The sequence below is a fragment of the Candidatus Nitrosopumilus sp. bin_7KS genome (genome assembly GCF_054095835.1).
This window is the reverse complement of the sequence record NZ_JBSWSO010000006.1, coordinates 312,222-325,859: the sequence shown is the minus strand read 5'-3', so window position 1 is coordinate 325,859 and position 13,638 is coordinate 312,222. Positions and strand designations below refer to the sequence as shown.

Annotated in this window: 18 protein-coding genes and 1 tRNA gene; 13 read left to right on the top strand and 6 right to left on the bottom strand. The window is 33.6% G+C overall.

Annotated elements, in window-relative coordinates; genetic code table 11:
• The first annotated feature begins 4 nt into the window (after positions 1-4).
• On the top strand, positions 5-946 hold the full coding sequence (locus ACW9W4_RS08265; RefSeq protein ID WP_457761991.1) for a trans-sialidase: 942 nt from the start codon (positions 5-7) through the stop codon (positions 944-946).
• A 29-nt stretch (positions 947-975) separates the two neighbouring features.
• Here the strand turns inward: ACW9W4_RS08265 and bcp are convergent, their stop codons facing one another.
• The gene (gene bcp / locus ACW9W4_RS08260; RefSeq protein ID WP_457761990.1) at positions 976-1,440 is read right to left on the bottom strand and encodes a thioredoxin-dependent thiol peroxidase; all 465 of its coding nucleotides are present in this window, start codon (positions 1,438-1,440) and stop codon (positions 976-978) included.
• Positions 1,441-1,544: 104 nt separating this feature from the next.
• On the opposite strand from bcp, the gene ACW9W4_RS08255 reads away from it, so the two are divergent.
• The 10 genes from ACW9W4_RS08255 to ACW9W4_RS08210 all read left to right on the top strand — a co-directional run bounded on the left by ACW9W4_RS08255 (position 1,545) and on the right by ACW9W4_RS08210 (position 10,087).
• A complete protein-coding gene (locus ACW9W4_RS08255; RefSeq protein WP_457761989.1) occupies positions 1,545-2,249 on the top strand; it encodes an MIP/aquaporin family protein in 705 nt (234 codons plus the stop codon).
• A gap of 39 nt (positions 2,250-2,288) precedes the next feature.
• Entirely contained in the window at positions 2,289-2,723 is a 435-nt protein-coding gene (locus ACW9W4_RS08250) for a hypothetical protein (RefSeq protein ID WP_457761988.1), read from the top strand.
• Complete coding sequence (locus ACW9W4_RS08245; RefSeq protein WP_457761987.1) at positions 2,716-3,537, top strand: hypothetical protein; 822 nt, start codon at positions 2,716-2,718, stop codon at positions 3,535-3,537. The genes ACW9W4_RS08250 and ACW9W4_RS08245 overlap by 8 nt, the downstream gene beginning before the upstream one ends.
• Positions 3,538-3,575: 38 nt before the next feature.
• A tRNA-Arg gene (locus ACW9W4_RS08240) sits at positions 3,576-3,650 on the top strand.
• 63 nt (positions 3,651-3,713) lie between these two features.
• Positions 3,714-4,208: a hypothetical protein gene (locus ACW9W4_RS08235; RefSeq protein WP_457761986.1), complete on the top strand. Its 495-nt coding sequence runs from the start codon at positions 3,714-3,716 to the stop codon at positions 4,206-4,208.
• A 60-nt stretch (positions 4,209-4,268) separates the two neighbouring features.
• Positions 4,269-6,161 carry a hypothetical protein gene (locus ACW9W4_RS08230; RefSeq protein WP_457761985.1) on the top strand — a complete coding sequence of 631 codons (1,893 nt, stop codon included), beginning with the start codon at positions 4,269-4,271 and terminating at the stop codon, positions 6,159-6,161.
• Positions 6,162-6,297: 136 nt separating this feature from the next.
• Positions 6,298-7,890 carry a peptidase gene (locus ACW9W4_RS08225; RefSeq protein ID WP_457761984.1) on the top strand — a complete coding sequence of 531 codons (1,593 nt, stop codon included), beginning with the start codon at positions 6,298-6,300 and terminating at the stop codon, positions 7,888-7,890.
• 73 nt (positions 7,891-7,963) lie between these two features.
• Positions 7,964-8,326, top strand: coding sequence for a DUF6659 family protein (locus tag ACW9W4_RS08220; RefSeq protein ID WP_457761983.1), 363 nt, complete (start codon positions 7,964-7,966; stop codon positions 8,324-8,326).
• A gap of 49 nt (positions 8,327-8,375) precedes the next feature.
• A complete protein-coding gene (locus ACW9W4_RS08215) occupies positions 8,376-8,903 on the top strand; it encodes a hypothetical protein (RefSeq protein WP_457761982.1) in 528 nt (175 codons plus the stop codon).
• 95 nt (positions 8,904-8,998) lie between these two features.
• Positions 8,999-10,087 (top strand): dienelactone hydrolase family protein, encoded by a 1,089-nt coding sequence (locus ACW9W4_RS08210; RefSeq protein WP_457761981.1) that lies wholly within the window; start codon positions 8,999-9,001, stop codon positions 10,085-10,087.
• A gap of 22 nt (positions 10,088-10,109) precedes the next feature.
• Here the strand turns inward: ACW9W4_RS08210 and ACW9W4_RS08205 are convergent, their stop codons facing one another.
• From ACW9W4_RS08205 to ACW9W4_RS08190, 4 genes are all read right to left on the bottom strand, one after another.
• The gene (locus ACW9W4_RS08205; protein ID WP_457761980.1) at positions 10,110-10,376 is read right to left on the bottom strand and encodes a hypothetical protein; all 267 of its coding nucleotides are present in this window, start codon (positions 10,374-10,376) and stop codon (positions 10,110-10,112) included.
• 13 nt (positions 10,377-10,389) lie between these two features.
• Positions 10,390-11,319, bottom strand: a complete 930-nt coding sequence (locus ACW9W4_RS08200) for a transcription initiation factor IIB (protein ID WP_457761979.1) — start codon at positions 11,317-11,319, stop codon at positions 10,390-10,392.
• 261 nt (positions 11,320-11,580) lie between these two features.
• The gene (locus tag ACW9W4_RS08195) at positions 11,581-11,712 is read right to left on the bottom strand and encodes a hypothetical protein (protein WP_457761978.1); all 132 of its coding nucleotides are present in this window, start codon (positions 11,710-11,712) and stop codon (positions 11,581-11,583) included.
• Between the two features lies 1 nt (position 11,713).
• Positions 11,714-11,839, bottom strand: coding sequence for a hypothetical protein (locus tag ACW9W4_RS08190; protein WP_457761977.1), 126 nt, complete (start codon positions 11,837-11,839; stop codon positions 11,714-11,716).
• Positions 11,840-12,337: 498 nt separating this feature from the next.
• On the opposite strand from ACW9W4_RS08190, the gene ACW9W4_RS08185 reads away from it, so the two are divergent.
• Positions 12,338-12,517 carry a hypothetical protein gene (locus ACW9W4_RS08185; RefSeq protein ID WP_457761976.1) on the top strand — a complete coding sequence of 60 codons (180 nt, stop codon included), beginning with the start codon at positions 12,338-12,340 and terminating at the stop codon, positions 12,515-12,517.
• A 252-nt stretch (positions 12,518-12,769) separates the two neighbouring features.
• Positions 12,770-13,165: a CBS domain-containing protein gene (locus ACW9W4_RS08180; RefSeq protein WP_457761975.1), complete on the top strand. Its 396-nt coding sequence runs from the start codon at positions 12,770-12,772 to the stop codon at positions 13,163-13,165.
• Here ACW9W4_RS08180 and ACW9W4_RS08175 read toward each other — a convergent pair whose 3' ends face one another.
• Positions 13,166-13,591 carry a hypothetical protein gene (locus ACW9W4_RS08175; RefSeq protein ID WP_457761974.1) on the bottom strand — a complete coding sequence of 142 codons (426 nt, stop codon included), beginning with the start codon at positions 13,589-13,591 and terminating at the stop codon, positions 13,166-13,168.
• Positions 13,592-13,638 lie beyond the last annotated feature (47 nt).

Here is a 13,638-nt window from a genome sequence, read left to right as displayed (position 1 = left end):
AGGAATGGCAGCAAAAAGCAAAGCAAGTACAAAAAAGGATCTAGAATCCAAAATTGCTGAACTAGAGGCAAAATTAACAAAATTAGCTACACAACTAGAAGCTAAGCCTGCTCCAAAACCAGCTGAAGTAAAACCTGCAGAAACAAAACCTGCTGAGGTTAAGCCAGCTGAAGTAAAACCAGCAGAAACTAAACCTGCTGAGGTTAAACCAGCTGAGACCAAACCAAAAGGTGTTCTACCTAAAGGAACAGAATCAAAACCTGCAGAAACACCAAAACCAGCTGAAACTACATCACAACCTCCAGCAACTGTACAAGATGCATTAGAGAATGCATACATGACAGCTCCTATGACATCATTCCATGATTATAGGGCCAAAGTCACAGGTTATTCTCCAGCACCTAACAGATACTTTGTCAGACTAACAGCTCCTGTAGGTAAAGTCCCAACCAAAAATTGGAATGATCAAAAAGCAGTAGTAACAGGTTACACTGCACCATCAAACCAATACTTTGCAACAAGAGCAAGAATGGCATACCATCCTGCTGATAAGCGATTTGGAAGTTTTAGTGGAGTCCCAATGACTGTTGACGGTCTTAGTGCACAAACACAAACACAACAAGCACCACCGCAAGAACCACCAAAGCCTGCAAAAGGCACACTACCAAAAGGTATGGGTGAAACACAGCAAGCACCACCACCACAAACAGCTAATGTTGATGATGGAAAGTCTAGAGGGGAGAAACTTGCAGAATATGAAGCAGATTACTTGCAAAGAATAGAACAACAAAGAATAGATGATGAAAAAGCCTTTGATGAATTACTAGAAGCAGAATCTAAAGCACGTTCTACAGCTAGTAGAGGTACTTTACCAAAAGGATTTGAACCAAAATCGGAACCTGAAGCACCAAAAGCATCTAAAGGAACTTTACCAAAAGGTTTCTAATCTATTAACAATCTTTTCTTTAATTATTTTTATTTTAAATTTAAAAAATCTTCTAGAACTTCTTTAGAATGTCCTGCAGGTTTTACCTTGGGATATATTTTGAAAATCTTTCCCTTTTCATTTACAAGAAATGTACTTCTCATTACTCCCATGTATTCTCGACCCATGAATTTTTTCTTTCCCCAAACACCAAATGCATTTGAGACTTCTTTCTCAACATCTGCCAATAATGGATATTGTATTTTCATCTTGTCACAGAATTTTTTGTGAGAATCAACATCATCTGGACTGACTCCAATAATTTCAATTCCTTCCTTTTGGAATTTTTTATAATCTTTGGAAAATTCATCGGCCTCTGTAGTACACCCTGGGGTGAAATCCTTTGGGTAAAGGTAGATGACATGCTTTTTGCCCTTGAAATCACTTGACTTTACCTTGTTGCCATTTGCATCATTTACTGCAAATTTTGGAACAGAATCGCCTTCAGAAACCATGTGTTCTTGAATGGATTACTCCTGTAATTAATTACTTTTTGAGATCAATAGATCCAAAATCAAGGTCGAATGTTTTATATGGATAAATGCGAGGTTTTAGCTTGATGGTTAATCCAAGAGCATACCTTGCAGAAGTAATTGCAACTTTTGGTTTAGTATTCTTTGGTCCGCTTTCAGTAATTCTAGCAGTTTCTGCATTTGGTGAGGACTTAACAACACAATCAGTATTGTTCATTTCTCTTGGACACGGTGGTGCCATTGCTTTGATGGTTTATGCATTCGGACATGTTTCTGGTGCTCACATTAATCCAGCAGTTACAATTCCTATGATGATTACAAAAAAGATTGGAATCGTAGATGGAGTTGGATATATCATTTCACAATTAATCGGTGCAGTTGCAGCAGCTGCAACACTTGCAGCAATATTACCTGAACTTGGCGCCAAAGTTAACTTTGGAACTCAAGGCGGTCCAAGTGATTTAATTAACAACAGTATTGGTTCTGGTTTTGCAATTGAGGCAATCTTGACATTCTTCTTAGTTACTGTAATCTTTATGGTTGCAGTTCACAAAAAAGCAACTCCTGGAATTCAAGGACTTGCAATTGGTGGAATGGTTTTCCTAATTCACCTAGTTGCAGTACCATTGACAGGTGCATCCGTAAATCCTGCAAGAACATTCGGTCCTGCTTTAATTTCTGGATTCTGGGAATTCCATTGGTTATACTGGGCAGCCCCAATATTGGGTGGAATCATTGCAGGATTGATAATGAATTATGTCTATACCAAACCAGCAGAAAAAGAAGCGTAATCCTAACGTTTTTAAAAATTTGAACTTTAAATTTTACATATGACGTCCTCTGATGCTGTTTCTGAAATGTTTAATTCAGAATCTCAGAAACTTTCTAGTCTCATTGATTCTGCAAATTCAAAAACTGACATGAATATCCATGAAATTGTAGAGACATACTATCAAGTCATGAATGTCTCATCTATGGTTACAATGCTCAAACAACAGGCTGATTCTGAGCCTAATATCTTGTCAAAAATCCAAGAGACTGAAAAACTCATTTCAGAAAAATTTGATTCTGTAATTCATCCAAAAATTATGATACAAATATCTACAACAATTCAAGAGATGACTGAGAAATTACAATCTGGAACTTCTGGAGAAAAATCAAAAGAGCAGATAGAGTCTGATGCTAAACTGTTTGAGGAATTACGTCAAACAATGAGTACTAAGGAATTTGTTGAGCAATATGAGAAAGGTATCTCTCATGATTGATGATATTGCAAAAAACCTGGTTGAATTAAAACAAGAATTCGTTAAAGTATATGATGGGAAAAGTCAAATTCAGGAATTAATTCCAAAAGAAACATCTGAATTATTCCCAATTGAGCAATCTCATTTAGATTTGCTACATGAATTTGCAACAAAGAATCCAATTTACTATAATTCTTTTGAGAAAAAAATTGGTTCTATAGATTGCATTGTGTATGAAGGTGATATTAACAAATATTGGCTGAATAGTATTCAACACGGATCAAGCAAAGCTCCGTTTTCTCCTACTTGGATAATGTCTGGATATGTCGGTGTATTACTTGTAAAGGAATTGGGATATTCTGAAGTAATTGATATTGGTTCCGGTGATGGACGAATTGCATACTGTGCAAAAGTTCTAGATTTGGAATCGTACAGTATTGAAATTGATGATATGTTAGTTGATTTACAAAATCTTTTAACATCAAAACTAGATTTTCATCCTTACTGTACAGATGCTATCTCTTTTGATTATCTTTCTCTGAATTTGACAAGACCAATATTTTTCATTGGAGGATTAGCACAAATGGGTGGAGTCTTTCTTGCAACTGGGGTGTTGGAGAAAATCAATTCAATATCTAATTTGAAAAAAAATTCTGGATGGGTATTTGCTGGAACTCTATCTCAAAAATATGCCCAAGATCCTAAAAATGAGGCTGGATGGGGGACATTAATTGAAAAAAATAATCTAAAATCCATTCAAACTATTTCATTGCCTGCTGCTTGGACCATTCATGAATCTAATGATGTTCAATACATTTTTGCAAAATCTAACTAATAGCAATCCAAATTAAGCGTAAATTTTAAAATATTTTTGGACTCGTTGCATAGCTTGGATAGTGCGATTGCTTGCGGAGCAATAGGTCGTCGGTTCGAATCCGATCGGGTCCGTATTTTATTATGTCTTGATTAGAAATCCAAATAATTCAAATTACAACACAATTTTGCAAATTTATGAGTGATGAGAATTCAAATAAACAAATTCATGATGAAATTAAAATACTTCGTAAATCCATTGACACTCTTCATTCTAAATTTGATGATATTTTAACTCCAAATCGCCCTTGGATTAGCTCTGCTGATGTGGAAAGCAAATACAAACTTGAAAAAAATACATTGAAAATATTTTTCAAAAATTTTGGAAATACACCTGCAACTAATCTACAAATGAAAGGGATTGTTAGTGCTAAGGACGATATTAATCAGAGAATTTTGAATGGTTTGTCTTTTACAGAATCCTTGGCAATTGCTCCTGGAGAGATCTTTTCATGTGTTCTTAATGTGACTATGGACCAACTCATATCTGCAACAACTGGGGATAGTCTGCATTTTGGTGTTGAATTAGAGTATTCATTTGATGGTGACAATAAAGGAAGTACTGTACTTATTGGACATGTTCATGTTACAACAAATTCTGGAATGATCTATTCATTGAAAATACTAAAGTAATTTGTAATATGTTATGAGTAGAAATACGTTTTTTAACTACTATTTCTGGGTTTTGTTATCTTGATTAAAACAGGATTAATTTTTTCTGTAATCTTTTTGATTGCTGTGGGGTTTTTTACTGTTCCTATGTCTTTTGCACAATCCTCTGATGATCTTGAAAAGGAACGATTACAGTTAGAAAAAGAACGAAGAATTTATGATGAATCTTTTCAAAATTTACAACAACAAATCAATTCCCTTACTACTACTATTACTCAATTACAAAATAGTGGAGTTGATGATGATAAACTAGAGGATATTGAGGAACAGTTAGAAGAATTGTATGAGGATTTATCTAAACTTCAAGAAACAGAACCTTCCTTACTTGAACAAGAAAATTCCTTTAAAGAAAAATCATCTCCTCTGCAAAATACTCTTACATCTGAAGAATCTGAATCAACATCAATTCCACCTTGGTTCAAAAGCAATGCAAAATGGTGGAATGAAGGATTAATTTCTGATGGCGATATAATTAATGCCCTTGAATCTTTGATAATTCAAGATATAATTCCACTAGACAAATTTGTAAAAGAATCATCTGGATTGGAGCATACTGCAGGAGTTTCTCCTGGAGGTACATTTGTCAATACATCTGATAAAGGTAAAATTCCTAGTTATCAAAAAGATGTCTTTGGATATTGGAGTAATGGTCAAGTTTCAGATTCTGAAATAGTTGATTCAATTGGGCATTTGATGAGTCAGGGAATTATTAATTCTGCAAAAATACAAGGTGAAATTGCTGAACGACAGGCAAAGTTTGATCAAAAAATGAAAGAATTAGATTCTGCATTGGAATTTACTCCAGATAAAATCCTTGATGCTGCCAAAAATGATCGTGGAGATGATATAACATCTACATCTACTGCTAATTCTGATGGCTCGAAAACCATATCCTGGTCCGATGGAATTACGTCAACGTTTTACAAAGATGGTTCCATGATCACAACTTTCCCTAACAGTGATCATTATGTTGTTGGCGAAACAGATCCATATGGGAGATCTCCTGGAACATATCAAGTAAATACAATTACTACAACAGATGGAATACAATGGCACACTTTCTCTGATGGCTCAACTGACGTTGAATACCCTTCAGGTTATGCTGAGAAAAAAGATCTTACTGGTCTAGTTCAGTTAATTTACGGACTTCGAATTCATATTCCAGGACCAGATGAAATCTCTAAAACAGAAAGTCCTGTTGAAGGTGGAATGCAACAATTAACTCAAGTTACTACATTAGTTATAAATGGAATACACTTTCCACTCTCACAATTTGCAATGTGGAAATGGACTGGAGAATGTGATGATGCATGGCACTATCATACACCAACAACTCAAGCCATTGCTATTGATGGTGTAACTGGAATAACAGATCCTGATCAAGAAAACTGTGGGTTTGGCAAAGTAGGGGAGGTTCAAGTTGCAACCACGTTTATGAGCCAAGAACAGATTCAAAAATTTAGGGATAGAACTGATTCTGATCCTCTTACTAATGAAGCAATGACTGGTGGTTCTGATGATGTGGCAAGTCCTATTGATACTAATCCTGGCCCTGTTTCTGTTGAAGAATCTAATGATGGGGTGAAAATTACTCCAAAAAAGTCTCAATTTCTTACAGATTATGATGATTGGGATGGTGATGGAATTGCTGATGAATTTGATGATTCTCCTTATCTAGTATCTACTACATTTGGATCTTTTGGAGATGGATTGCCTGGAGAGATTCTTGATATAGGTGGTCTTGAAGTTAGACTTATTGGTACTGAAGGATTTGGCGGCGTGATCATTGAGATTACAGATGATGGTAGTATGTTCAAAACATACGAAGATGGTGAAGCACCATATGCTATAATCCAAATTATGGGGGTAGAATTTGAATTTTTACCTGGAATTTATGAACTCTCATTTGGATGATTTGTAATTTTTAGTCCTAACGTATACTCTTCTAATCTAGTCCACAATATCTCCTGACAGCCTTGCTGTATGCTGGTGTACAGAACAATCCTGATAGTTCCATATTGTATTTTAAGACCTTTGAAATACTGTTAACATGATTCAGAAATTTCTTCTAGTTGCATTTGCATTACTACTTGCTGTTTCAATTTCCCCTGCATATGCCCAACACCATTCAGGATCTCTTGCCCCTCCAGTTGATTTTGATGGTATGAGATTGGCTTTGATCACTGCACTCACTCCTGAAAATTTTACACTTGGTGATTCAAAAAATCCTATTCTCTCAATTAGATTGTTTGATAGTGATACTAACACCAATGTCAAAAGTGTAACATATCGTATTCAAATTTTTCATGGGGATAGTCTTGTTGCAAATGAATATTTTTTTGATGAAGATGGAAAATTAGATTTAGAAATTAAACCAAAATCTGAATGCATGAATCAAGAACTTTGGAAATGTACAAAATATTATGGTGAAAAACACCCAATCGCTGGTGGCTACTTTGCACGTGGAGATTCAATTCCAGTTATCCAAGGACCTGTTTTTGATAAGAGTGGAGAATATACTGTAAATGTGTCAATTGTAGGCGCAACAAATCCTAAAACTATGACTACCAAAGATTTCCTTTTTGAGACCTTTGTACATATTCCTCACAAAGAAACGTTTTTGATAAAAACTGCAAATGCACAAGAATATCCAGTTTCAATAAAATCCTACAACAGTGAAACCTCGAATTTCAAACATGATGGTTTGCTAGATGCAATTTCTTATGATACCATTCTTATACAAGAATATTCGTATCAGCCTAACTCCTATGTTGAACAATTAATTATTTTAGAAAAAGATTTTTCATCATTCAAACAAGGATATGATGTTGATGTATTTGTAGATGGAAATCATCTAGATTCTCAATATGTTAAATTTGATGATTCCTCTATTAGTGAAAATATAATTAAAATTAAAATTCCACATGATCCATATATAGAAAAAAATAATGATTCATTAAACATCAAAATTTCATCTGGTAATTTGATTGAATTTAATGTTCTGGATTTAAAATTTGATAACAATATTGTATCCAAAGTATCATGGGATTCAAAGTCTGAAACAGGCAAAAATATTCCATTTACATTTTCCTTTTTTGATTCAGGAAATAATCCTGTAAGTGATATTTTATTTGCATACAGTATATCTGATTCATCTGGAAAAGAAATATGGTCAAATATTGGAACGGGTGAATCATACCTTGGCATTTTAGCCAATAATGGAATGTCTCAAGAATCTATTTTCATTCCAAGTGATGGAGAATACAGATTAAAATTAATTTTAACTGGCCAAAACTCTCAAAACTTTGAAAAATTCCTTGTGTCCCAGTTAGATTTTGATATTTCTAATTCTGTTGTACAAGAGAAAAAATCTGGTGAAATTCCATCATGGATTAAAAACAACGCAGGTTGGTGGTCTGAAGGTACTATCGATGAGGATTCTTTTATTGGTGGAATTCAATTTCTGATTAAAGAAGGAATCATAGACATCCCAGACACTCCGCAAACTGCTGAATCTAAATCCTCTGAAATCCCTCAATGGATTAAAAACAACGCAGGCTGGTGGTCACAAGGATTGGTATCTGATTCTGATTTTATTTTGGGGATTCAGTTTTTGATATCAACTGGTGTTTTGGTAGTCTAATTCGAACATACATTCTAGTGAATATTGCTAATTATCTCTAAACGCTAATAATTTAGTAGGATAAACAACATTATTGGATTATGAAAAATTCTGCTCTCAAATTTTAGATGTAGATCCTAAAGTTAGATTTGCCACAGTATTTGATGAATGGTCAGCCAAAGTAGGGGGTGGAATGAGAGAAGGAGTAGAAAGCTTACTTTCTGAACGTGCATCAAAAGAACTTGTTAATCTTGCAACATTTGATTGGAAATCAAGAAAAGATATGGCTAAAATGTTGGGGAAAACAAAATACACTCTAGCTGAATACGAAACGGTTAAGCGTTTTTCATTTTATCTTGGAGATGATCATTTACTTCTTGTAAGTACTGAAAAAGAATGCGACACTAATACCATAGTTGATCAAGTGATCAAACTATATTATGAAAATCAAAACTAATTCATTCCTAAAATTGAATCTTTTTATGAGTCAACAATGAATAATAATCATGGAATTAAAGTCTGAAAAATCAATTAAAGATTATTTAGAAAAATTACCTGATGATACTATAATCAAATACTATCTAGATGTGGAGTATAGCCCATTTCCAGTATTGCTTATTGAAGAGTACACAAGACGATTCAAACGAAAAACTAAAAATGAAATTATTAAAGATCTTGTACTACAAACTCGTCTTGCCAAAAAGAAAACCAAAGAGCTAGGTTCTATGGCAAAAAAACATAAACTAGTTGATGATGTTACACGAGAGAAATCTGAAGCGGTGATCAAACAAGCAAAGAAAAAGGGATACAAAATAAGTGAAAGACTAGCTTCGAAAGGAAGTATTTTGGGTTCTAAATTAAAAAAGAAAACAAAATCTGGCATTAAATCTGGAATTAAAGCAAAAAGGAATCTCCAAACCCCAAAACATGGAAATCTTGACTTGCTGAAAAAACTTGGTGATTTGCAAAAAGCAGGAATAATCACAAAGAAAGAATTTGATGAAAAAAAGAAAAAAATCCTTTCTAAAATTTGATTTTGATTCTATTTTCAGCTTGAATAAATGCTGTAAAGTGAGGCTAATCTACCTGTATGAAATCGTTTAAATTTTAATCAATTGTTTTGAGTGTGATGAATTCATTTTTGTATAATTTTATGATTATCTTTTTAATTGGTTTCTCGCTAGTTATCTTTAACATTTCTTCAGTTGATGCTATTCAGTCTGAAGGAAAATCCGCATGGGAAGTAATGTCAGACAAAGTTTGTGGGGATGAATTATGCTCAAAAGTTTCATCTGTTGCTGAATCTTCTGCAATGCCCTCCATTGCATATTTCCCTCCACCTTTAGTGCAAATCACTCAAGGCGTTGATCCTTCAAACGTAACATGCACTGAAGGAAAATCACTTGTCCTAAAACAATCAAATGGATTACCTGCATGTGTTAATCCTACAAGTATTGAAAAATTAATTACAAGAGGCTGGGCAATCCATGTTTTACCTGATTATGTTGATGATAACAATACTTCTGAAATTTTTACACTGGGAACACATTTGACAACTTCAGAAATGGTTGCTTACTCTGGTAATACTTCTGGTTACTTGGCAAAACCCGTAGATGATGGAAAATATCCTGGGGTTGTAATGATTCATGAATGGTGGGGATTAAATGACAATATCAAAGAGATGGCAGACAAACTTGCATCTAATGGATATGTAGTACTAGCAGTTGATCTTTATGATGGTAAAGTTGCAACTACATCTGATCAGGCAAGACAACTAATTTCATCATTTGATTCTGAATACGGAATACAAAACATGAATTCTGCAGTTTCATTATTGAGTGATGACTATTCTGCAAGCACTATTGGTTCAATTGGTTGGTGCTTTGGTGGTGGCCAGTCTCTAAATCTCGCACTAGGTAATGGTGAGATGGATGCTACTGTAATTTACTATGGTTCATTGGTAACTGATTCTGAAAAACTATCTTCTATTGATTGGCCTGTACTTGGAATCTTTGCTGAGTTAGATAAGGGAATTCCAGTTGAGACAGTTAATGAATTTGAATCTGCATTGAATCATGTAGGCGTAGATAATCAAATTTACATCTATGAGGGAGTTGATCATGCCTTTGCTAATCCTTCTGGAGAGAGATATTCACCTGAGGAATCAAAATCTGCATGGGATAGAACTCTATCCTTTTTAGAATTAAACTTGAAATAATTTTAATTCAGATTTTTTAATGTTATTTTTCTAAGCATGATTTGCATAGTTTCTCATCCATCATGCTATTTTTAGGTATGAACTTGTTTTCACAATTAGTGCATACATTATGTAACTTTAGTCCCCTAACTGTACTTTGATTCTCGTCTATGTTGATTGTTTTTCCCTCATTTGATTTTTCAAGAGGCTTTGAACTATTGTCTATCCCTTTTAGTTCTTCATCTATTTTGTTGATGTCTTCTATTGATAGTTGAATTTTGAATTCACTATCTTTAGATGTATTCTCCATTTTAAAATCCTAATTAACTTAATTTGCCAAACAAATCCAATTTTATTTTAAATTCTTGAATTCTGTTTCTTATTGAAACTGTGCTAGTATTTGCAGCTGCTGCGATTTCTGTTTGAGATTTTGATTCTCCTGTAATTACACATGCTGCATAAACTGCAGTGGCTGCCATGATTTCTGGATTTTTACCAGATATGATTCCTGCATCTTGGGCTGCAGTTAAAATCTGTGTCGCTTTACGAATTGTTTTTTCAGATGATCCTATCTTACTTGCAATTTTACTAATTGATTTTATTGGATCAACTACGGATACAGTAAATTCTAATTCTCTAAACAATATACGATATGCTCGTGCAATCTCTTTTCTTTTAATTACAAATTGATCTGCAATTTCAGTTAGGGACCTATGGTGCTCTAAATCTCGACATGAAGCATACAGACATGCTGCTGCAATGGATTTTACAGTTCTACCACGAATGATGTTTCTCTCAATTGCCTTTCTGTAAAATAGCGATGCACGCTCAACTACTGTATCTGAGAGGCCTAGTTTTGACTGTACTTTGTCAAATTCTATAAGGGCAAATCTAAGATTTCTCTCTGCAGAGTTTTTTGTCTGTGATCTACTGTCCCATTTTCGTAATCTGTCAAACATTTGAGTAGTTTTTCCAGATAGTGGCTTTCCGACTGCATCCTTGTTTTGTGCCCCTATTCTTGTATTGAGTCCCTTGTCATGCATTTTCAGTGATAGTCCGGGACCTGTTCTGGCAGTATCTGTGGTATCTGAAATAAGTCTGCGCTCTGCTCCTCTATCTTCAGCATTTTCTGAAATAACAAATCCGCAACTAGCGCAGATAGTTTCTCCAATAACTTGATCAGTTACAAATTTTGAAGCATGACAATAATCGCAAAATATCTTTGTTTTTTTAATTACTTGAACTGTAGTCAATAATTTTCCTTAAACCACGACAGGTATTTTTTCAATGATGCAATTAGTGTGGATTTCTTTATCTGTATGAAGATTGCAATTGTGGCAAATAAACTCAATTGGTTTTTTACATTCAGGACAATTTTGATGCACGTCCATATTGAAACCGCATTTTCTACAAGAGGTTATTTTCATTAATTATAGTGTGTTTTCGCTTGTATTAAAGGAGCGTAAAATTAGTGTGCACTAATGATTACACTTACATCAAAAATTAAAACTGAATTACTTTTGATTAATTACGCGACCTTGTGTGTCAAGTATGTTACCGCATGTTTCACATTCCCACTTGTCACTAGATTCTGCTTGATTAATTGTAACTTTGGATGTGTTACAAACTTTACAACGAATTGACATCTTATTTGTATCCCTTACCTTTTAATTCATTTTTTTCTAAATGTTCTTTTTCATGTTGACGTACTTTTTCAAAAGTATCTACTGTTCCTTCCCATTTAAAATCACATTCTTTACAATTATACTTCATTTTGATTTTTCTTCAGTTTTCTTTTCGGATTCTTTGAATGCATTTACATTCTCTGTGGTTTTGGTTTTACAAGAACCAAATCTTAGTTTCTCCATTATTTTTTTAAACATACTCTGAGTAGGTTACCTGTGGTATAAACTGGAGTATTGAGTCAATTTCACGCCTAAAATTCTATAGATATGTTATTTATCTATAAAGATAATGCGCTGGTATATATTGATCATAACTAACTATATAGACATGACAAAAGAAAACAATCCAACAATTATCGTTGCAAACGATGAGAAAAAAGAAGAGCCAAAAAAAGACGACTCTGCAAAAACTGACAAATAGACAACTCACTACCCCTTCTTTTCTAGGGATGATTATTGATTAGAAAATTAATTTAATATTATGATTAACATTAAACTTTGTTTATGATTTATTTTTAAATAATTATAATTCTTGAAATGTGTAATTGATGACTAGTTACATATACTGCATATGATGATGATTCACATGGCAGACTACTTGGGTGATAATAATAAAAAACAAGTTCATGATTTAGAAAATCAACAAGAAGGTTGTCAAATGGATGAAATTAAAATTGTTCATAAAAGATACTTTATTCCAGATACTTTTGAACAAGCAAATGCTGAAGGATATTTGAGTTGCATTCATTGTATTGAAAGTTCTTAATTCTAGTTGATCATACGATGTAGTTCTAACTTTAAAAAATAATGCCTATTTTTTCGCTTAGATGGTAATTCCACCTTTTATCTAATCTGAGTCTAATTCTAGTTAAAATAATGCTGAAAAATTATCTGTTTTCATAATGCCATTTGTATTTGATCCGTGGTACATGGGGTGTAATTACGCCTGAAGGCGTGGGTTGATGGAGGAGTTACTCTGATATGAAGTTCTTAAATATTATTATTTTCTAAACAAGTAATGAATTCTGAGAATTTTCATTCTTCAATCTTAATTCAAGATGTAATGACTAGAGCCCTGATTACTGTAAATCTCTCCACTACCGCATTGCAGGTAGCAAAAATGATGGAGCAGGGGGGAATTGGGGCAATATTGGTTCAGGATAATTCCAATCCTGTGGGTATTGTTACCGATAGAGATTTTGCAACAAAAATTGCAGCAAAGAATCTTCCTTTTGATACTCCTGTAGAAAAAATAATGTCCTCTCCATTAATTACGATAAATCACAATGAACCAATTTCAGAAGCTGCTCAAAGAATGACTAGTAAAAAAATTAGAAAATTAGCAGTTACTGAAAACGGTAAAGTGGTTGGAATAATTACATCCACTGATCTAGTTACACAGTTGGCAAAATAACTAGAAAGTTTTAGTCTTTCTGAGAAAAACTGTAACTGATGCCATGTAACATCCTGTGGCAATAATCTCTGAAATTAATGATGCCAAGTATGGCTCTATTCCAATTTCAAGAAAATAGTATAATGTGGGCCATCTTATTCCAAGATAAATAATTTCACCTACTCCAAATGATGAAATCAAAGTTAGTAATTCTTTTTTAATTAAATTTGACTTCATAGATTTGTATCTATCCTTGTTATCCCAATAAAATAAGACTGAAAATATTCCAAAGTAAATAATGTATCCGATAATTATTGTAAATGTTGTATTGAGGTAATTTTCTTGATCACCTAGTAACTGTGCAGCAACTGCTGATAATGATGCAGAAATTATAAAACAAATTAGAAAGCTTCTATTGATTTGTAATAATTGCGGATTTAATTTCATGATGACTCTTTGGTAACTGTTATTTTGAATCATATGATAAACCAAAC

What these genes read in the sequence shown, in the direction of transcription:
- ACW9W4_RS08245 (WP_457761987.1), top strand. Translation starts at nt 2,716, where the DNA reads ATGATTGATGATATTGCAAAAAACCTGGTTGAATTAAAACAAGAATTC.
- ACW9W4_RS08250 (WP_457761988.1), top strand. Translation starts at nt 2,289, where the DNA reads ATGACGTCCTCTGATGCTGTTTCTGAAATGTTTAATTCAGAATCTCAG.
- ACW9W4_RS08255 (WP_457761989.1), top strand. Translation starts at nt 1,545, where the DNA reads ATGGTTAATCCAAGAGCATACCTTGCAGAAGTAATTGCAACTTTTGGT.
- ACW9W4_RS08190 (WP_457761977.1), bottom strand. Translation starts at nt 11,839, where the DNA reads ATGAAGTATAATTGTAAAGAATGTGATTTTAAATGGGAAGGAACAGTA.
- ACW9W4_RS08195 (WP_457761978.1), bottom strand. Translation starts at nt 11,712, where the DNA reads ATGTCAATTCGTTGTAAAGTTTGTAACACATCCAAAGTTACAATTAAT.
- ACW9W4_RS08210 (WP_457761981.1), top strand. Translation starts at nt 8,999, where the DNA reads ATGAATTCATTTTTGTATAATTTTATGATTATCTTTTTAATTGGTTTC.
- bcp (WP_457761990.1), bottom strand. Translation starts at nt 1,440, where the DNA reads ATGGTTTCTGAAGGCGATTCTGTTCCAAAATTTGCAGTAAATGATGCA.
- ACW9W4_RS08180 (WP_457761975.1), top strand. Translation starts at nt 12,770, where the DNA reads ATGAATTCTGAGAATTTTCATTCTTCAATCTTAATTCAAGATGTAATG.
- ACW9W4_RS08205 (WP_457761980.1), bottom strand. Translation starts at nt 10,376, where the DNA reads ATGGAGAATACATCTAAAGATAGTGAATTCAAAATTCAACTATCAATA.
- ACW9W4_RS08225 (WP_457761984.1), top strand. Translation starts at nt 6,298, where the DNA reads ATGATTCAGAAATTTCTTCTAGTTGCATTTGCATTACTACTTGCTGTT.
- ACW9W4_RS08185 (WP_457761976.1), top strand. Translation starts at nt 12,338, where the DNA reads ATGGCAGACTACTTGGGTGATAATAATAAAAAACAAGTTCATGATTTA.
- ACW9W4_RS08265 (WP_457761991.1), top strand. Translation starts at nt 5, where the DNA reads ATGGCAGCAAAAAGCAAAGCAAGTACAAAAAAGGATCTAGAATCCAAA.
- ACW9W4_RS08215 (WP_457761982.1), top strand. Translation starts at nt 8,376, where the DNA reads ATGGAATTAAAGTCTGAAAAATCAATTAAAGATTATTTAGAAAAATTA.
- ACW9W4_RS08175 (WP_457761974.1), bottom strand. Translation starts at nt 13,591, where the DNA reads ATGAAATTAAATCCGCAATTATTACAAATCAATAGAAGCTTTCTAATT.
- ACW9W4_RS08235 (WP_457761986.1), top strand. Translation starts at nt 3,714, where the DNA reads ATGAGTGATGAGAATTCAAATAAACAAATTCATGATGAAATTAAAATA.